The 18,655-nt window shown below is 60.5% G+C and carries 19 protein-coding genes; 4 read left to right on the forward strand and 15 right to left on the reverse strand.

All coding sequences use genetic code 11. The annotated features are described in order from the left end of the window. Positions 1-80: 80 nt before the first annotated feature. The 3 genes from NRB16_RS05645 to NRB16_RS05655 all read right to left on the reverse strand — a co-directional run bounded on the left by NRB16_RS05645 (position 81) and on the right by NRB16_RS05655 (position 3,773). Complete coding sequence (locus NRB16_RS05645) at positions 81-1,073, reverse strand: AraC family transcriptional regulator (RefSeq protein ID WP_257105662.1); 993 nt, start codon at positions 1,071-1,073, stop codon at positions 81-83. 119 nt (positions 1,074-1,192) lie between these two features. Beyond that, entirely contained in the window at positions 1,193-2,254 is a 1,062-nt protein-coding gene (locus NRB16_RS05650; protein ID WP_257105663.1) for an SDR family oxidoreductase, read from the reverse strand. 133 nt (positions 2,255-2,387) lie between these two features. Then, positions 2,388-3,773, reverse strand: coding sequence for a GntP family permease (locus tag NRB16_RS05655; RefSeq protein ID WP_045494758.1), 1,386 nt, complete (start codon positions 3,771-3,773; stop codon positions 2,388-2,390). Positions 3,774-4,268: 495 nt separating this feature from the next. Between NRB16_RS05655 and NRB16_RS05660 the strand changes: the two genes are divergently transcribed. The 3 genes from NRB16_RS05660 to NRB16_RS05670 all read left to right on the forward strand — a co-directional run bounded on the left by NRB16_RS05660 (position 4,269) and on the right by NRB16_RS05670 (position 7,462). Continuing rightward, positions 4,269-4,952 carry an alpha/beta hydrolase gene (locus NRB16_RS05660; protein WP_306456373.1) on the forward strand — a complete coding sequence of 228 codons (684 nt, stop codon included), beginning with the start codon at positions 4,269-4,271 and terminating at the stop codon, positions 4,950-4,952. A 96-nt stretch (positions 4,953-5,048) separates the two neighbouring features. Then, positions 5,049-6,404 (forward strand): MFS family transporter, encoded by a 1,356-nt coding sequence (locus tag NRB16_RS05665; RefSeq protein WP_306456374.1) that lies wholly within the window; start codon positions 5,049-5,051, stop codon positions 6,402-6,404. Between the two features lie 14 nt (positions 6,405-6,418). Further along, the gene (locus tag NRB16_RS05670; RefSeq protein ID WP_257105666.1) at positions 6,419-7,462 is read left to right on the forward strand and encodes a hydroxyacid dehydrogenase; all 1,044 of its coding nucleotides are present in this window, start codon (positions 6,419-6,421) and stop codon (positions 7,460-7,462) included. A gap of 114 nt (positions 7,463-7,576) precedes the next feature. Here NRB16_RS05670 and NRB16_RS05675 read toward each other — a convergent pair whose 3' ends face one another. From NRB16_RS05675 to NRB16_RS05715, 9 genes are all read right to left on the reverse strand, one after another. Then, a complete protein-coding gene (locus NRB16_RS05675) occupies positions 7,577-8,152 on the reverse strand; it encodes a TetR/AcrR family transcriptional regulator (protein ID WP_257105667.1) in 576 nt (191 codons plus the stop codon). 178 nt (positions 8,153-8,330) lie between these two features. Beyond that, positions 8,331-9,146 carry a CoA ester lyase gene (locus NRB16_RS05680; protein ID WP_257105668.1) on the reverse strand — a complete coding sequence of 272 codons (816 nt, stop codon included), beginning with the start codon at positions 9,144-9,146 and terminating at the stop codon, positions 8,331-8,333. Next, entirely contained in the window at positions 9,143-9,985 is an 843-nt protein-coding gene (locus NRB16_RS05685) for a MaoC family dehydratase N-terminal domain-containing protein (protein WP_257105669.1), read from the reverse strand. The genes NRB16_RS05680 and NRB16_RS05685 overlap by 4 nt, the downstream gene beginning before the upstream one ends. A gap of 16 nt (positions 9,986-10,001) precedes the next feature. Beyond that, a complete protein-coding gene (locus NRB16_RS05690; protein ID WP_257105670.1) occupies positions 10,002-10,931 on the reverse strand; it encodes an electron transfer flavoprotein subunit alpha/FixB family protein in 930 nt (309 codons plus the stop codon). Further along, complete coding sequence (locus NRB16_RS05695) at positions 10,931-11,680, reverse strand: electron transfer flavoprotein subunit beta/FixA family protein (RefSeq protein ID WP_257105671.1); 750 nt, start codon at positions 11,678-11,680, stop codon at positions 10,931-10,933. The genes NRB16_RS05690 and NRB16_RS05695 overlap by 1 nt, the downstream gene beginning before the upstream one ends. A 47-nt stretch (positions 11,681-11,727) precedes the next feature. Then, positions 11,728-12,930 (reverse strand): CaiB/BaiF CoA-transferase family protein, encoded by a 1,203-nt coding sequence (locus NRB16_RS05700; protein ID WP_257105672.1) that lies wholly within the window; start codon positions 12,928-12,930, stop codon positions 11,728-11,730. 60 nt (positions 12,931-12,990) lie between these two features. After that, on the reverse strand, positions 12,991-14,157 hold the full coding sequence (locus tag NRB16_RS05705) for an acyl-CoA dehydrogenase family protein (RefSeq protein ID WP_045491209.1): 1,167 nt from the start codon (positions 14,155-14,157) through the stop codon (positions 12,991-12,993). 72 nt (positions 14,158-14,229) lie between these two features. After that, on the reverse strand, positions 14,230-14,826 hold the full coding sequence (locus tag NRB16_RS05710; RefSeq protein WP_257105673.1) for a thiamine pyrophosphate-dependent enzyme: 597 nt from the start codon (positions 14,824-14,826) through the stop codon (positions 14,230-14,232). Next, positions 14,814-15,344, reverse strand: coding sequence for a thiamine pyrophosphate-binding protein (locus NRB16_RS05715; protein ID WP_045491203.1), 531 nt, complete (start codon positions 15,342-15,344; stop codon positions 14,814-14,816). Before NRB16_RS05715 ends, NRB16_RS05710 begins: the two co-directional genes overlap by 13 nt. 352 nt (positions 15,345-15,696) lie before the next feature. Here NRB16_RS05715 and NRB16_RS05720 point away from each other — a divergent pair, with 352 nt between their 5' ends. After that, on the forward strand, positions 15,697-16,620 hold the full coding sequence (locus tag NRB16_RS05720; protein WP_045491200.1) for a LysR family transcriptional regulator: 924 nt from the start codon (positions 15,697-15,699) through the stop codon (positions 16,618-16,620). Positions 16,621-16,664: 44 nt separating this feature from the next. Here NRB16_RS05720 and NRB16_RS05725 read toward each other — a convergent pair whose 3' ends face one another. Genes NRB16_RS05725 through NRB16_RS05735 form a run of 3 tightly spaced genes read right to left on the reverse strand, consistent with a single transcriptional unit; the run spans position 16,665 to position 18,654 of the window. After that, the gene (locus tag NRB16_RS05725) at positions 16,665-17,873 is read right to left on the reverse strand and encodes a pyridoxal phosphate-dependent aminotransferase (RefSeq protein WP_257105674.1); all 1,209 of its coding nucleotides are present in this window, start codon (positions 17,871-17,873) and stop codon (positions 16,665-16,667) included. Beyond that, positions 17,870-17,992 (reverse strand): hypothetical protein, encoded by a 123-nt coding sequence (locus NRB16_RS05730; protein ID WP_257105675.1) that lies wholly within the window; start codon positions 17,990-17,992, stop codon positions 17,870-17,872. The genes NRB16_RS05725 and NRB16_RS05730 overlap by 4 nt, the downstream gene beginning before the upstream one ends. After that, positions 17,989-18,654, reverse strand: a complete 666-nt coding sequence (locus NRB16_RS05735; RefSeq protein ID WP_257105676.1) for an RraA family protein — start codon at positions 18,652-18,654, stop codon at positions 17,989-17,991. Before NRB16_RS05735 ends, NRB16_RS05730 begins: the two co-directional genes overlap by 4 nt. Between the last annotated feature and the right edge of the window lies 1 nt (position 18,655).

The following is an 18,655-nucleotide window of genomic DNA, read 5'->3' on the forward strand; positions in this document are numbered from 1 at the left end:
GTTATGAACGGCCAGAAGGGGATAGATATGGCCAATAGATTTGACCGAATTTCGCCCTTTTTAAGGGCGCGCTGCACGCTTCAGGTGCGGTACTGGCTGGGCGCAACCCCGCTCCAGCGAATAAATGCATGGCGAAAGCTGGCGGTTTCGCTATAACCCAGGGCTTCGGCAACCTGCTGGACCGGCCACTGTTGTTCGACCAACAGCACCTTGGCCCGCTCGAAACGCAGGGCATCAAGCAACTGCTGATAACTGCTGCCCATGTCATGCAGGTGCCGGCGCAGGCTGCGCGCTGAGCAGTTCATCTGCCGGGCCAGCCCTTCAAGCCCCGGAGGATTGGCCAGATGCTCGGCCAGGTATTGGCGAATACGCCCCAGCCAGGCCTGGCGGCCGCTGAACTCGGCGTTTTGCTGACGGCAGCGCTCGGCCATGATCCGGTGCGTCAGCCGGTCGGCCAGCGGCAGGGGCTGCTCCAGCATGTGCGCAGCAAAGGCAACGCCGTGTTCCAGCGCCTCGAAACGCACCGGGCACGGAAAGTTGCGCCGATAGCGCTTGCTGTAGGTGGGCGCCGGATGGGCGAAGCAGGCTTGCAGCAAGGGCAGGGGACGGCCCAGCAGGTCGTCGCAGATCACCTTCAATGATCCCAGGCACAGCTCGGCATTGAACACGGCCAGCTCGGGGCGCGAATGGTACTGCGTGGCCAGCAGCCAGGCGACGTCGCCACGCACCTCCAGGCGCAGATCGAAGAGGGTGCCAAGCAACGCCGGGTAACGCAGCGCCAGCTCCAGGGCAGCCCCCAGCGTATCGCTGAGCAACATGGCGTAACCGAGCAGGCCATACGCGGATACGTGCATCCGCTGGCCCAATTGCAGACCGAACGTCTCGCGCAATGCCAGGGCATTGGCGCACACCCGTGCCTCCTGGGCTGTGGTAATGCGTGGGTCGGGACGAATCAGGTCGGCTTCCTCGATGCCACTGCCGGCCAGAAGCTCGCTGGCAGCAATACCCTCCTCACGCAAGGTTTCGAGGATCAGCGACACCGCGTTCAGGGTAGTGAGGGTGGAGTGCAGCATCGGGCAGACCTGTGGGTTTACAAAGCCTGGACGATGGTGCCGCGCCAGCGGCTAAAAACCAAGTCATGAAAAAAGGCCCATGAACTTCATGGGCCTTTTGCCTTGCGTGGGTCTGAGCCTCAGGGGATCAGCCGATCAGCCCGCAATTTGTCGAACACATCGAAAAACGCCTGATCGCTGGCCTGATAGGCGTTAAAGCCCATGAGCCGGCTTTTCGACATGTCGGTGACCACTTCGATGGGACGCCCGAGATCGGCGTCGGTATGCCATGGCGAAATCAGCCGATCAATGTCCGCCTCTTGCAGGCCGTGCTCGGCCACGATCTGGCTCCAGACCTTCTGGTCGTCGGCCATCTGTGACTCCAGTGGTGCGGGCGAAACGGGGAAGTCAGCGGCTTCAAGGCCGAAGTACTCGGCAATCCGCCCCCACATCCACTTCCAGCGAAAGATATCGCCGTTGGTGATGTTGAACGCCTGGTTGGCCGCCGCTGGCGTCGTGGCCGCCCACAGTTGCTGCCTGGCCAACTGCCGGGCATCGGTCATGTCGGTGAGGCTGTCCCACTGCACCCTGGAACCGGGAAATACGAATGGCCGACCGGTGTGTTTGCAAACCGTGGCGTAAACCGCAAGCGTGGTGGCCATGTTCATCGCGTTACCCACCGCAACGCCGGTGACCGTATGCGGGCGGTGGACGCTCCAGGTGAAGCCGTCTTTGTCCGCCGCGGCGAACACTTCGTCTTCCTGCGCGTAATAGAAGTTCTCGACGTCCAGACGACCCTGTTGCTCACGGAACGGCGTCTGCGGCAGGCTGCCTTTGCCATAGGCCTCGAACGGGCCCAGGTAGTGCTTCAGGCCTGTCACCAGGGCCACGTGGTTTACGCTGCCAGCCGGGCGCAGGGCATCCAGCACATTGCGCACCATCGCCGAATTGACCTTGATGTTTTCGGCCTCGGTGGCCTGCCGTGACCAGGTGGTGATGAACACGTGCGTGGGTTTGAGGTCTTTCAGCGCGGCCGTGACGGACGCCGGATCCTGCAGATCGGCCGCCACGGGTATCACCCCTTCCTGCCTGGCGGGGTTACGGGAAAGGGCGGCGACCTGCCAGCCGTTCTCCAGCAGAAGCTGGGTGGTTGCGCTGCCGACGATGCCGCTGGCGCCGACGATCAATGCCAGATGAGTCATGGGCTTCTCCAAAATGGTGTGCTTCTAGGAAAGCGACAGGGAGGAAAGGTTCATGGTTTACGAAGGCAGCGGCACTGACAGGTCGCTTCCTGCCAGTGCTGCAATAAATGCCTCTGGGTAGCGGTATCCCGGTTCAAGTCACCGGGATGACGGCGTTCAGAATCAACACCATGATCAAACCCACCAAGGAGACGATGGATTGCACCACCGAGATGGTTTTGGTGGCTTCGCCCATGGTCATACCGAACGACTCTTTAACCATCCAGAAGCCCGCATGGTTGGCATAGTTGAAAAACAGCGAACCGCAGCCGATGGACAGCGCCAGCAACGGCAGGTTTAGAGTAGGGTCAGCACCGGCAAGGGGCGCCAGCAGGCCGGCAGCGCCGACGATACCGACAGTAGCCGAACCAGTTGACACCGACAGCAGCATCGCGATCAACCAGCCGAGCAACAGCGGCGGGATGGCCGACTGCTGGGTCAGGTGAACAATGGCGTCGCCGACCTTGGCACTGGTCAGCAGCTCCTGGAAAGCACCGCCGCCGGCAATGATCATGATGATCGAGGCGATGGGCATGAGGCTCTTGCCCAGCGCCGCGCGCAGCTTGTCGGTGTCGCCGCCGCGCAACAGCACCAGGCTGGTACCGGCGAACAGCACGCCCAGCAGCATGGCAATCAGCGGGTTGCCCACAAACGCCGCCATCTGCAACATTGCATTACCCTTGGGCAACAGCATCTCGGCGACCGCGTGCACCAGCATCAAAATCGCCGGCAGCAAGGCCGCCAGCACGCCGATCCAGACACTGGGCAGAGGCTTGCCATCGGTTTTTTCCGTGAGGGTGAACTGGTCGAGCAACGCCTGATCTGGCCGGGTGGTCATACGCGGTGCGATGAACATGCCATACAGCGGGCCGCCCAGAATCATCGCCGGGACAGCGGCAAGGAAACCGTAGAGCATGGTCGGCCCGACCGAGGTCTTGAGCGCGGCGATAGCGGTCAGCGGGCCGGGGTGCGGCGGCACCATACCGTGCATGGCGGCCAGCGCGGAAATCACCGGCACGCCCACGTAGACATAGGCAGAGCCCTTGAAGCGAGCCTGGCCTTCGAGCTTGCGGGCCACACTGAAAATCAGCGGCAGCATGATCACCAGGCCGACCTCGAAGAACATCGGGATGCCAATGACGAACGCCACCAGCATCATCGCCCAGGGAATCAGGCGATCCGGGGTGCGTTTGAGGATGACCCCGGCGACCTGCTCGGTAACGCCTGCGTCAGCCAGGATCTTGCCCAGCATTGCCCCCAGCGCGATCACCACACCTACGGCACCCAGGGTTTTGCCAGCACCGGCAACCACATGTGACACGATCGAGCCGGGCTCCATGCCGGTGGCAAATCCAACACCCACGGACACCACCAGCAGAGCCAGCAGCGGATGCATCTTCAGGCGCGAAACAATGAGTGCCACCAGCACCAGAACACTGACCAGTGCGGTCATCAAGAGCTGAATATCTAACGGGGTCATGAAAAGATCTCGGTTGGGCTGGTGCGCAAGCTGCACTCAGCATCAATAGGCAGGGGGAGGGCGTCGCAGCCTGCAAAAGAGCATCGCCCTTGTGGCAAGGCCACCGGCCTGGTCATGTGCAGGGACGCAAGAGCGGGGATAGAAACGGTTACCGCAACAGCCCGGATTGCTCCGGACGGATGGAGGAAAAAGGACATACAAGCGCGCGAGTACCGCTGGGTTGAGCATTCATCTACCGACTGACCTTGTTACAGGGTCATGCACATAAATTCTTACAAATTATTTGTTGCGCACGGAGAGGCTGTCAAGGTTTGGCGGGAGGAATTCATGTGGGCTGCGAACGGCGGCTTCGTCAGCCGTATCGGCATAGCTGAAATGCCGCGATTCTATAGCGGCGTTGACACTGGCTCTTTAGACTTTCGCGCAGCCGCAAAACCATCCTTGATACGGGGCTTGCCGCAATACTGTTCAGTTAAGTTTTCAGAAGGGGCAGCCATGTCAGACAGCGAACGCAAGCAAATCCTTATCGATGGTCCGGTGGGGCACATCCAGTTGACGATCGATCATCCCTGCAAAACGCCCAAGGGTGTGGTTCTGCTCAGCCATCCTCAGCCACTGCTGGGCGGTAGCCCGCGGCATATTGTGCCGCTGACCCTGGCCCGTCATCTGAGTGCCGCCGGCTGGTTAGTGGTACGGCCGAGTTTTCGCGGTGTTGACCAGACGGAGGGGGTACATGATCACGGCATCGGTGAGGCCCAGGACACCCTGGCTGTGATTCGCTATATCTCGCAGGAGTTGCCACAGCTGTCTGTAGCACTGGTCGGGTTTTCGTTCGGGGCGCATGTTTTTGCCAGAGTCGCCTGCACGCTCCGGGAGCAGTTGCGGGCTGTCGCGCTGCTTGGGCTTCCGGTCGGGGACGTGCCGGGCAAGCGCTACTACGAGCCGTTGCCCTTGCCCCAAGACTGTCTGCTATTGCACGGGGAGCGCGATGAAATGGCGCCGTTGGCCAACCTGATGAACTGGGCTGCTGCTGATCACCGCGCTGTTTCGGTATTTGCAGGGGCGGATCACTTTTTCAAAGGGTGCCTGGACGCTGCTGCGGGTCAGGTGGCGGCGTACCTTGAGCAAAGTCGGGCGCAGACATTCGAGGTTCTAGACATGCCGGACGGGCATAACTGATAGATCGCTGGCGGGGCTTCCGCGAAAATCACGCTGTGCAAAGCTGTACCCGAGTCAGTAAAACAATAACAACAGGGTACTAACATGAATGCAGATATGGGCACGGCACAGCCGTTGACTCGCAAAGAGCGCACCACCGCAATCGTCGGCGTCTGTTCCGGCAATCTGGTGGAGTGGTATGACTTTTTCATCTACGCCTACACCTCGATTTACTTCGCTTCACTGTTTTTCCCCTCCGGCGACCAGACCAGCCAGTTGCTTGCCACGGCAGGCATATTTGCTGTCGGCTTCTTCATGCGTCCGCTTGGCGGCTGGATCTTCGGCTATATCGCCGATACCCGTGGACGCAAGATCTCGATGATCATCTCGGTGTTCATGATGTGCGGCGGCTCGTTGATGATCGCCGTCATGCCGACCTATGCGTCGATCGGGGTCGCCGCGCCGACATTGCTGATCATTGCGCGGCTGATGCAAGGGCTGTCGGTCGGGGCTGAATACGGCACCGGCGCGACCTACATCAGCGAGGTGTCCAGGGCAGGGCGGCGCTCGTTCTATGGCTCGTTCCAGTACATGACCATCATTGCCGGCCAACTGCTGGCGTTGCTGACCGTCGCGCTGTTGCAGTTGCTGCTCAGCGAGCAGGATCTGAAGGAGTGGGGCTGGCGTGTGCCGTTCATGATCGGTGCGCTGGCATCAATCGTGGTTGTTTACCTGCGCCGCACCATGCGTGAAACCGCCACTGAAGCGGATATGAAGCGCAAGGAGTCCGGGTCGATCAAGGCATTGATGCAACACAAGAAAGCGGTGCTGCTGACCTTCACCATTACCATTGGTTGCTCGCTTTACTTCTACACCTTCACGGCTTACATGCAGAAATTCCTGGTCGTCAGCGTAGGTCTGCCAGCGCCGACGGTGAGCATCCTGATGGCTTCGGCCTTGGTGATCTTCATGCTGTGTCAGCCGATTTTCGGTCTGCTTGCTGACAGGATTGGCGTACGCCGTAACATGATCATCTTTGGTTTGCTCTCGACGTTTCTGGTCATTCCGTTGCTGTCTGCCATCAAAGCCGTGCACGATCCCTATAGCGCTTTCGCGCTGGTAGTGGCCGGGCTGATCATTGCGGCGTTCTATACCCCGGTTACCGGTGTGCTGAAGGCCGATTTCTACCCACCGACCGTACGTGCCTTGGGTGTCGGCCTGCCATACGCCGTCGGAGCGGCGATGTTCGGTGGCTCGGCTGAGTACGTGGCGCTGACCTTCCGCTCGATGGGCATGGAAGAGCACTTCTACGTCTATGTATCGCTGATTGGCGCGATTACCTTGATCTCCGCTTTGCTGATGCCGGATTTGACCAAGCATGGTTATCTCGATGGCGACGGCAAGGTTGAAGAAAACATCGGCATACGCAAGTTCATCGGCCGCAGGTCGGTACCCAACCAGGTTGGTCACTGAACCGGAGTGTTTGAATGAATGCCGAGATAAAAACGATCACGCGGTTTGACGTCTGGTACCACCCGATCATGGCGCAGACGTTTGCCGAGGCGGGTGGGGTGGCGTTGCAGACGGTGGCGCGCAGCGCCAGTCACCACGTTATTCTGAACGCGTTGCAGGCCAGTCATGTCTATCAGGTGCCGTCTGCCCGAGATGAGCTGCCGTCGCCCTGGCACGTTACCGGGCAGCTGTTGGAGCAGTTGCCCAGGCTGTTATGTGTGTCGACCAATGGGGCCGGCTACGACACGGTGGATGTCGATGCCTGCACCCGGGCCGGGGTGCTGGTGGTCAACCAATCCGGTGCCAATGCGCAGTCGGTGGCAGAGGCAACCATTGGCCTGATGCTTGACTGCGCCCGGCGCATCAGTGAGTCCGACCGCAGACTGCGTTCGGTACGCGGTTTTTCCCGTGAAGACCTGATGGGCACCGAAGTCTATGAGAAAACCCTTGGCATCATCGGCCTGGGTCAAATCGGTACGCGGGTTGCGCGCATTGCCCAGGCGTTGGGTATGCGCGTGATTGCTCATGATCCGTTGCTCGACGCCGGGGAGGTACAACGTCGGGGCGCCTCTGCGGTGCCGCTGATGCAACTGCTGGAACAAAGCGATGTGGTGTCGCTGCATTGCCCACGCAGCGCTGCCACCCGCAACCTGATGAATGCCGAGCGCTTCGCGGGTATGCGTAAAGGCGCTGTGTTCATCAACACCGCACGGGGTGGTTTGCATGATGAGTCTGCGTTGTACGCAGCTCTGGCGAGCGGCCATCTCGGTGGCGCAGGCCTGGATGTCTGGGACGAAGAACCGCCTGCGCTCGATCACCCGTTGCTCAGCCTGGCTAACGTGGTGGGCCTCTATCACACTGCCGGGGTGACCCTTGAGGCGCGCTGGCGTATGGGGCGCTGGGCCGCCGAGCAGATCTTGCAGGTACTGGCCGGCCAAGAGGCTGCGCGCATGGTCAACCCCGAAGTGTTCGCACGTTTCTCGCAACGGTTGCGTGCCACCGACCACGGCCTTGCCTGAGCTGTTTTCCCTCGTTTATGACCGGGCCTTAAGGCCCGGTTTTGCATTGTGGATCTTCGCGCCTGCTCGTTGTTTGTGCCGAGCCACTCAGCTGAGTGCGCAGGCATCGGTGAGTCACGACAAAGCCTTGCACGGGGAGGCGAGCAGCACGCTGCACATATGATGGGTTCGCGTCTCGATCCAGGCTTCATCGATACCGCGCTGCCGCAGGCTGTCGGCCGCTTCGACCACGGCAAAAATGGCGGCACAGACTCTGCTGGCATCGTGCGCGGCGACACCTGTTCCTGAATGACTCTGTTGGATGATGTGCAGCAAGGGCTGTTCAAACCGGGCGAGCGACTTGTTCAGCCAACTGCGTTGGCAGGGGTCAAGGTGGCGTAGCTCATGGCGCAGCAGCAACTCTTCGTCAGGATGCGCACGCTGACGCTGGAGTAAATATCCGATGAAGCCTTTCAGGTCATTGCTAAAGCTTCCCTGTTCCCAACCTGCGATGCGTTGCTCGACGATCTCGAGCAATACGCTCAGCAGAAGATCCTGTTTGCAGCTGACATGGTGGTAGAGACTGCCGGGCAGCAGCCCTATCCGGCCTGCCAGTTGGCGCATGGTCATCGCTGTATAGCCGTTTTCTGCGATCAGATGGCGGGCTGCTTGTAGCAGCACAGAAGAACCCGAACCGCTAGCTTCAGCCATAAGCCGGCATCCTGGATAAGGCGCGCAGTACGCTACAGATCGCACGCTTGCAGCGGCGTCTGCATTCAGACGAGTTAATGAGCATGTGTGATATCAACTCAGAGATGCCCCGATGTCACCTGACCGGTCTGTCAGAACAGACAGGGTCGGTGACATCAAGGCAGGGATGTGAACAGCGTCAGCCTGCCTGCTGCACAGTGACGCGGGCCCGCAGGATTACCGGTGCGTCGACCATCTGACCGTCGAGGGTGAAGACTCCGGTACTGGTCTCGGCCATGGCCAGCACCCGCCTGGCCCAGTCCAGCTCTTGCGCGGAAGGTTTCAGCGCGTCATGAATGATCTGCACCTGGCCAGGATGGATACAGAGCGCACCGCCAAAACCCATGTCCCGCGCAAATTGGGTGTGGCGCTGCAGCCCCTGAATGTCCTGAATTGCCGGATAGACACCGTCCAGCGGCGCCGCCAGACCTGCCACACGACTGTGCAGCAGCACCGCATAGCGAGCATGACCGAGAACCAGATCGGCTGCTTCGCTGCCTGTTCTGAGGCCCATATCCAGCCCCAGATCGAGGCTGCCGAACGATAGACGATCAACACCTCCGGCTGCTGCCAGTTCGGCTAGAGCGGCCAGGCCCTTGGCACTTTCGATGATCGGCCATACCGCTTTGCCGGTGGCGTAGGCCCGTGTGATCTGGGCAACGGTTTCGGCCTTGGGTAGCAGAATACCGATGACTCCTGGCCAGCGCTTGCACGTTGCGAGGTCCGCTTCATGCGCCCAATGCTCTGCAGCGTTGACCCGTACCAGAACCCGGGCCTCGGGTTGTTCTCGCAGGAACTGCTCAAGGTTGTCGCGGGCTTGCTCCTTGAGTGACTCTTCGACCGCGTCCTCAAGATCAACGATTACCCGGTCCGCGCCACTGGCGAGTGCCTTGGGGATCCGCTCCGGCCGGGTGGCTGGCACGAACAGGGCACTGCGCACGACGCCGGGGTTCATGAGCGAGCCTCCTGGATAAACTGAATTTCACCGATCTGCGCCTGCCCAGCCTGGTTGCCGGCCCAGACCCTGGCCGTGGTTGCGTCAACCAATTGGCCGCCGACCAGAAATGCATCCGGGCAGATCAACGGCCGCAGGCCACGAAAGCCGAAGCGCTGCACCTTGGCGTGCGGGTTGGCCCGCATGAAGGCGCGCAGGTTGAGCGTTGCGATCAGCGGCCCGTGCACCACCAGCCCCGGATAGCCTTCAGTCTCGGTCGCATAAGGCCAGTCGTAGTGGATGCGGTGGCCATTGAAGGTCACTGCCGAGTAGCGAAACAACAGGGTAGAGGTCGGCTGCACCGGTTCCTGCCAGTGGGCTTCGGGCAGCGCCTCAGTACCGCCGAGCTTCGGTGGTGTGGGCTCGCGGTAGACAATATCCTGCTCTTCAAGCAGAACCCGCTCGCCGTCCTGCTGGTAGTCGTGCTGTACGGTAACGAACAACAGCGAGCCGGTTCGTCCGTGTTTTTCCTCAACGTTGAGGATGGTCGAGCTGCGCGACACCCTGGCGTCGACGCGCAGTGAGCCGATGAACTGCAGACGGCTACCGGCCCACATGCGATTACGGTTGTCCGCCGGGGGCAGGAAGCCACCGCGGGCAGGGTGGCCGTCGGCACCCAGGCCGTTTGCTTGCAGGGGGTCCTGAAAAAATGCCCAGTGCCACAGCAGTGGCAGGGCGTCACCGGATGCCGGTGTCGGTTCGCTCAAGGTGGCGGCGATCCGTTTGACCAGGTTATGGCTGAGCTGGTCATGAGTGGTCTCGCTACGGCCGATCCAGGTACTGAGGGCAGGGCTTGTCATTGGGCTGATCCTCGTCTTAAAGGGCGCTGGTCAGCGCAGGTACGGTCTCGAACAGGTCAGCGACAATCCCGTAGTCGGCCACCTGGAAAATCGGCGCGTCTTCATCCTTATTGATGGCAACGATCACTTTGGAGTCCTTCATGCCGGCCAGGTGCTGAATGGCACCAGAGATACCGACGGCAATGTACAGCTGCGGGGCAACGATCTTGCCGGTCTGACCAACTTGCATGTCGTTGGGTACGAAACCTGCGTCGACGGCTGCGCGCGAGGCTCCGACGCCGGCACCGAGCTTGTCAGCCAACTCGTACAGGTGGCTGAAGTTTTCACCATTGCCCATCCCACGACCGCCGGATACGACGATGCTGGCGGCGGTCAGTTCGGGGCGTTCGGAGCTGGCCAGCTCTTCGCTGATGAATGCCGAAACCCCGGCAATTCGGGACGCTGCCAGGTGTTCGATGGTCGCCGAGCCACCTTCGGCAGCCACGGGGTCGAAGCCGGTGGATCGCACCGTGATGACCTTGACCGCCGCACTTGACTGTACCGTGGCGATGGCATTGCCGGCATAGATCGGGCGCTTGAACGTATCTGCCGACTCAACCGCGATGATCTCGGAGATCTGGTCGACGTCCAGCAGCGCGGCAACCCGCGGCAGGATGTTCTTGCCGTTGCTGGTGGCTGGCGCCAGGACATGACTGAAGTCGCGGCCCAGCTCAGCGATCAGCGGCGCTACGTTCTCAGGCAACGGGTGCGCGTAGGCTGGGTCATCGGCGACCAGCACCTTGCTCACGCCGATGATCTGCGCGGCCGCCTGGGCGAGCTGTGCAACATCATGACCGGCCACCAGCAGCACGGTTTCGCCGCCGATCTGCCGGGCCGCAGATAAGGTATTCAGGGTCGCCAGGGCGAGGGAGTGATTGTTGTGATCTGCAAGTACCAGAATGCTCATCAGATGACCTTCGCCTCGTTTTTGAGTTTTTCGACCAGTTCGGCCACCGAGCCGACCTTGATACCGGCGCTGCGGGCTGTCGGCGCTTCTACCCTGATGGTTGTATTCGTGGCGGTGAGGGACACACCCAGCGCCTGCGGGGTGATGGTCTGCAGCGGCTTTTTCTTGGCCTTCATGATGTTCGGCAACGATGCGTAGCGGGGTTCGTTCAGGCGCAGATCGGTAGTGACGATGGCGGGCAGATTCAGAGCGACGGTCTGCAGGCCGCCATCTATTTCGCGGGTGACCCGAGCCGTATCGCCAGCCACCTCAAGCCTGGAAGCGAAAGTGCCCTGTGCGTAGCCGGTCAGCGCGGCGAGCATTTGGCCAGTCTGGTTGTTGTCGCTGTCGATGGCCTGCTTGCCGAGGATAATCAGTTGCGGCTGCTCTCTCTCGACCACACCTTGCAGGGCTTTGGCCACCGCCAGCGAACCCAGCCCGTCGGCGGCTTCGACCAGGATGGCACGGTCGGCACCCAGGGCCATGGCGGTACGCAGTTGCTCCTGGGCCGCAGCCAGCCCTACGCAGACCACCACGACTTCGCTGGCAATGCCTTGCTCTTTCAGGCGTACGGCTTCTTCCACGGCTATTTCGCAAAAGGGGTTGATGGACATCTTGACGTTTGCAAGGTCGACCCCGGAGCCGTCCGCCTTGACGCGAACTTTGACGTTGTAGTCGATTACACGTTTGATAGCGACAAGCACTTTCATGGCAGTTTCACTCATTGGTTATGCGTGACAGCGCGTGATATCAGGGTTCAGATAGTCCCTGATGCGCGCAGTTGCTCGATACGTTCGCTCGATAGCCCCAATTGGCCGAGGATCTGTTCACTGTGCTCGCCCAAGGCCGGTACCGGGTCCATGCGCGGCGTGTAGGCATTGCTGCTGGCAGGCGGCAGCAGGCCGGGGATGCTACCGGCAGCGGTTTGCACCGTTCTGAAGCGGTCGCGGGCCTTGAGTTGCGGGTGCTGCCATACCCCCTGCATATTGTTGACCCTGGCGTTAGCGATATTGGCACTCTCCAGGCGCCGGATGACGGTGTCAAAGTCCAGCCTTGCGAAGGACGCTACGATCAGCTCACGCAAGCTGTCGCGGTTGGCGACCCGCTTGAAATTCGCCGAGAAACGCTCATCGTCGGCCAACTCGGGCTGCTGCAAAACTCGTTCACAGAACAGACGCCATTCGCGGTCATTCTGTAATCCCAGCATCACCGTGTTGCCGTCGCCGACCGGAAACGGGCCATAGGGGTAAATGGTCGCATGGGCGGCACCGGCGCGCGGCGGCGGGGGAGCGCCTTCATAGGCGTAATACAGCGGGTAATTCATCCACTCGACCAGGCTTTCGAGCATCGATACCTCGACGTGGCTGCCAATGCCGGTTCTTTCCCGCAGCAATAGCGCCGAGAGGATGCCCGTGTAGGCGTACATGCCGGCCGCAATGTCGGCGATGGAGTTGCCGGCCTTGGCCATCTGTTCATCGCCGGGGCCACCGGTCACCGAAAGAAAGCCGCCTTCGCTCTGGATAAGCAGGTCGTAGGCTTTTTTCTGCTCGTAAGGGCCGCCGGCACCGTAGCCGGAGATATCGCACACGATCAGCCGCGGAAAACGCTCGTGCAGCGCTTTAAAACTCAAGCCCAGGCGGGCGGCGGCACCGGGCGCCAGGTTCTGCACCAGCACATCGGCCTGCTCAAGCAGTTGTTCGAGAACAGTCCCTGCGACCTCTTGCTTGAGGTCCAGGGTAAGGCTTTCCTTGGAGCGGTTGGTCCATACGAAGTGGGAGGCGAGGCCGTTGACCCGCTGATCGTAGCCGCGGGCGAAGTCTCCGACGCCCGGCCTTTCGACCTTGATCACCCGCGCGCCGAGATCAGCGAGCTGGCGGGTGCAGAACGGTGCGGCAATCGCGTGTTCCAGACTGATGACGGTGATACCGTCGAGGGGACGAACAGCCGTGGACTGGCTCATGGTTGTTATCTCTCTTGTCATGGCAAGCCCCCGATCTGGCGCTTCGAGGGACAAGCTGGATCAGAACGAACGCGGCAGTTCCAGCAGGTGTTCAGCCACGTAGGACAGGATCAGGTTGGTGGAGATAGGCGCCACCTGGTACAGCCGGGTTTCGCGAAACTTGCGCTCCACGTCGTATTCATTGGCGAAGCCGAAGCCGCCATGGGTTTGCAGGCAGGCGTTGGCTGCTTCCCAGCTGGCTTTGGCCGCCAGGTACTTGGCCATGTTGGCTGCCGCACCGGCATTACGGCCGCTGTCGTATTCGGCGCAGGCGCGCCAGCGCATCAGGTCGGCGGCTTCGATTTCGATGTGGGCTTCAGCGATCGGGAATTGCACGCCCTGGTTCTGGCCGATCGGGCGGCCAAACACGACGCGGTCGCGGGCATACTGGCTGGATTTCTCGATGAACCAGCGACCGTCACCGATGCACTCGGCTGCGATCAGGGTGCGCTCGGCGTTCAAGCCGTCGAGAATGTAGCGAAAACCTTTGCCTTCCTCGCCGATCAGGCTGCTGGCCGGGATTTCCAGGTTGTCGAAGAACAACTCATTGGTTTCATGGTTGACCATGTTGGCAATCGGCTGGACCGTCAGGCCATTGCCGATGGCTTCGCGCAGGTCGACCAGGAAGATCGACATGCCTTCGGACTTTTTCTTGACCTCGGCCAGAGGCGTGGTGCGCGCCAGCAGAATCATCAGGTCCGAATGCTGGACTCGCGAAATCCAGACCTTCTGGCCATTGATCACATACTTGTCGCCCCGGCGCACGGCAGTGGTCTTGATCTTGGTAGTGTCGGTGCCGGTGGTCGGCTCGGTCACGCCCATCGATTGCAGCCGCAGCTCACCGCTGGCCAGCTTCGGCAGGTAGTAGCGTTTTTGCTCGTCAGTGCCGTTACGCAGCAGGGTGAACATGTTGTACATCTGGCCATGAATAGTGCCCGAGTTGCCGCCGCAGGCGTTCACTTCTTCGAGAATCACCGATGCTTCGGCAAGCCCAAGTCCAGACCCGCCAAACGCCTCGGGGATCATCGCCGACAGCCAACCGGCGTCGGTCATGGCTTTGACGAAGGTTTCGGGGAAGCCCTTTTCTTCGTCGATCTTGCGCCAGTATTCGGCAGGAAAATCGCTGCAAAGGGCGCGAACGCCTTCACGAATGGCACTGAGTTCCTGGTTGTTGTAATCGTCAGTCATTACTGGTCTCCTGGGCGAGCGGGACCCGTGGCGTCATCGTGGGTTCGCCACCAGCCCCACCCAAACACTCGGTCAGAGAGGCTTGAAGCCCAAAGCGGCTCGGAAGCGGTTCTTGATGTAAGGGCCGTCGCGTGGCGGCAGCACTCTTGGCGGGTTTTCTGCCTTGATTTTCACAGTGGCCAGCTTGACGCCGTCGCGATTGGCGAACCGTTCGCGCAGGCTGTGGACGCCGTCCATGTCGCGAATTTCATCGGTCCAGGCGAAGCCGCAGGTGTTGGCGACCTGATCAAGCTTGATGCCAAAGCCTGCGTGGCTGACCTGCATGCCAGTCTCACCGAAGTGACCGTTGTCGAGCACAACGATCGTCATGTTCCTGGGCTGTTGCAGCGACACGGTCGCCAAGGCGCCAAAGCCCATCAGCAATTCGCCATCACCGGTGATCACAACGACGCTCTTATCGGGCTGGGCGTTGGCCAGGCCGAGGCCGACGGTGATGGCGCTGCCCATCGCCGCCCAGAGGTAGTAATTGCCGTCATGGTCGCCAGCGGCCATCACGTCATAGGACGCGGAGCCCAGGCCGGTGACCACCAGCACGTCCTGGCGGTCGGCGAGCAGGGTACGTACCACTTCGCGGCGGCACAGCACGTGGTTTGCGCTTACTTGACCCATTTCTTTTCTCCGATCAGGCGCTGACCGAGCAGCAAGGCAGTGGCGGCATCACCATTAAAAGCCATGGTGGCGGCACCATGGAGCAGGGGCGCAACGTCTTCAGGCTTGTCGGCACGCCAGGTCATGACTTTCATCAGATTCAGCGACGCTTCGGTGGCCTGGCCCATAGGATTCTGCCAGGCGTTGAACTCCGCCCAGTCGCCACGCATGGTCACGACCATCAGCAAAGGAAAGGCTGCGCAATTCTGCAGGGCCAGCGTGTTGATGCAGTTGCCTACACCACTGGACTGCATCAGCAGGGCACCGCGCTCGCCCCCCAGCCAGGCGCCGGCCAGATAACCGATGCCTTCTTCTTCAGTCGTGAGGACCACCGCCTTGATATCGGGGTCTGCATAGGACATGCGGATCGCGGCCGAATGGCCCGCATCCGGTACGAATACAACGTGTTTGACATCGTGGGCCTTGAGAACGCGAAACACGTCCTCTTGCCAGTGTTGTTCGGCTTCTTGCGACGACATGGGTATCTCCCGGGACAATGCTGCTTTTGTTTTCCCACATCATGGAGTGGGTTAGCCCGCAGGACGACTACCGTTTTTCTCTTTGAGATATGCCCAAAAAGCATAGCTTGCGCTTGACGTTGAACCTGGCTTTCGGTGCGGCCCACGGATACCGGATTTAACTCATCAATAGAGTAACGGTCTGCTGTTATAGCGAGCGGGCATAACCCTGGCGTGGCGTATCGAATAGCCTAATGGTGCGTAAATGCACTATCTGATATGCCCAAATTCTATAGATGATGCTCGACAGCGCTGTTTAAACTGTTCGCAGACGTTTGTTTTCAAACCCCTTTCCTTTCTCAGTGGGCCGTCAATGGACGTAGTGCAGCTTAAAACCCTCATTCATGTGGCCGAGCTCGGTAGCCTGAGCAAAGCCTCGGACCGATTACACGTGGCGCAACCCGCGTTGAGCCGCCAGATCCGCCAACTTGAGAAGGAGCTTGGGGTTTATTTATTCGAGCGGCATGGACGCGGTATGGAGATCACCGCTGCCGGGCTAGAGGTGCTGGAGCGCGCCACCCGGATCATGGACGAGATCGAGTCTATCCGTACCTCCGTCGCCGGCGGGCGGGCAGAGTTCAGAGGCATGGTCGCCATCGGCACCACCCCCACGATTGCCGAAATTGTCACCGTGCCGCTGGTCAAGCGCATCCGCGACACCCACGCCGATCTGTCCATCCGTTTCTCATCCGCTTTCAGTGGTTACCTGCTCGACTGGTTGCAGCGTGGCGAGTTGGAAATGGCGATTTCCTATGACCCGCAGCCGTTACCCACTTTGCGCATCGAGCCGGTCATGATGGAGAATCTGGTGCTGGTCGGCCCCCCCGAAGCGGGCCTTGATGCCGACACAGCAGTGCCTTTCATCGAACTCGCCCAGCGCCAGATGGTGTTGCCCAGCCCGCGCCACGGGCTGCGCAAGATCATGGACCAGTGTGCCCTGGAGCGCGGTTTCAAGATAACCACCAGCGTCGAGGCCGATTCCTTCGGCGCGATGATCGACCTGGTACGAAATGGTTTCGGCTTCACTGCGCTGCCGCTGGCGTCGATCTATGCCCATTTGAAAAGCGGTGCTTTGTGCGCAGCACCGCTGAATGATCCGACGCCCATGCGCAAGTTGGTGCTGGTGACGCCTGCGGACCGCCACGTGAGTCCTGCAACCCGCTACGTGGGGCAGACTTTCATCGATATAGCAGCCGAACTGGTGGGTGAAGGAATCTGGGCAGGGCACATGCTTTGAAGAGTCTGGCGACCGGTATTGAATTGATCGCGCCGGTAAACCCGCTACCGTGCGTTCTCGCAGAAACTGCCAACTGCCTGACAAGCCTGACGCAGCGATTGGTCATCAAGTGCGTAGGCAATCCGCAGGTATCCGGCCAGGCCGAACGCACTGCCATGTACCACGGCCACATTGGCCTCTTCCAGTAGCGCGAGCGCTACCGCTTCATCATCGACCAACTCACGCCCGCCCTGCGAGCGTTTGCCAATCAGCCCTGTGCAGTCGGCGAACGCGTAAAAAGCACCGCCTGGAGATTGGCAACGGATACCCGGTATCTGATTGAGCAGATCCACCATGAAGTCGCGGCGACGCTGAAAGACTTTCTGGCTGTGGGCGATGAACTCCTTCGGCCCGTCCAGTGCAGCGATGGCGGCGTGCTGGGAGATAGAGCAGGCACCGGAGGTTTGCTGGCCCTGCAGTTTTTCCATTGCTTCAAGTAGCCAGCGCGGGCCGGTGGCGAAGCCGATGCGCCAGCCAGTCATGGCGTAGGCTTTGGAGACCCCGTTCATGGTCAGCGTACGTGCGGCAAGACGTGGCTCGACTTGAGCCAGCGTCTGAAACTGGCGACCATCGAATATCAGGTGCTCATAGATGTCATCAGCCAGCACCAGTACCTGCGGATGGGCCAGCAGCACCTCAGCCAAACCCTGCAACTCATGTTGGTCATAGACTGCGCCAGTAGGGTTGGACGGCGAATTGAGGATCAGCCAGCGAGTGTTCGGTCCGATGGACTGCGCCAGCGCCTGCGGGGTCAGCTTGAAGCCGGACTCTGCACCGCAAGCGACGACTCGTGATTCACCACCGCACAGCTGAACCATCTCCGGGTAACTGACCCAGTAAGGTGCGGGAATGATGACTTCATCACCCTCGTTCAGGGTCGCAGCCAAGGCATTGAAGATGACCTGCTTGCCGCCACTGCACACCAGAGTATCGTTCCACTCGACGGCCAGGCCATTTTCGCACCGGTATTTGCGTGCAATCGCTTCGCGAAGGGCACGCAGTCCTGCGACCTGCGTATAGCGAGTGTGGCCGTCGTTGATGGCGTTGATCGCAGCAGCACGAATGTGCTCGGGCGTATCGAAGTCCGGCTCACCGGCACACAGTGAAATGATTGTGGCGCCTTCGCCACGGCGTTCGGCCACACGGTCGATGATCTTATAGGTGGCCGAGGGTTTCGCCGCTTCGAGCCTGTGGTTCAAGGTCTCAATGTTCATGCCAGGCTCCAGACAGCACGGATATTCGGGTCAACAGCGCAGGGCAGGTCCCAAGCCTGGTACAAGCGAGAAGTGCTCAGGGTCTTGGTCAGGTTCTGGTAGTGGTGTGGAAAGCTCATTGTTGTTTGCTCTGCAGCGTGTGGTAACCGAGTGCGGCACGAGCCTCTTTCAGACTTTTGCCATCAGCGATTTGGTCGCGGATCTGCGCTTCGATGTGTTCGATGCGGCGAGCGGTTTCAGCAACCTCCTGGCAACGTGCGCGCGGCACGATAACAACGCCGTTAGCGTCCGCCACGACGATATCGCGGGCACACACCCGTGCGTTACCCACCGAAATCGGCTGGTTGAGCGCAACGACTTCCACACGGTCTTTTCCGGTACGCATAAAGCGGCCCTTGCTGAACAATGGGTAGCCTTCACTGAGCGCCTTATTGACGTCTCGGCACACACCATCAATGACCGTACCGGCAATACCGCGAGCCAAGGCGTACTGGGTCATGATGTCGCCCCACACGGTGCAGTCGGTACGCCCTTCATTGGCGATCACCACAACATCCCCAGGGGCAACGTCATCAATGAAGTCGCCCACCGTGCCTGGGGGCGTGCTGGCACTGACGTACTGCACCGTGAATGCCGGCCCCACTATGACCTGGGGGTAGTTGGCCAGCGGGGCAATATCGAATGCTTGACCTGCAAGTCCCAGTTTGTCCATGGCGTCGGATACGCCAGGGGTGTCCAGGCCTTCGAACAAGGCCACAAGTTCTTTATCTGTCAGGCTCATA

This window comes from Pseudomonas sp. LJDD11, assembly GCF_024584215.1.
GTDB lineage: Bacteria > Pseudomonadota > Gammaproteobacteria > Pseudomonadales > Pseudomonadaceae > Aquipseudomonas.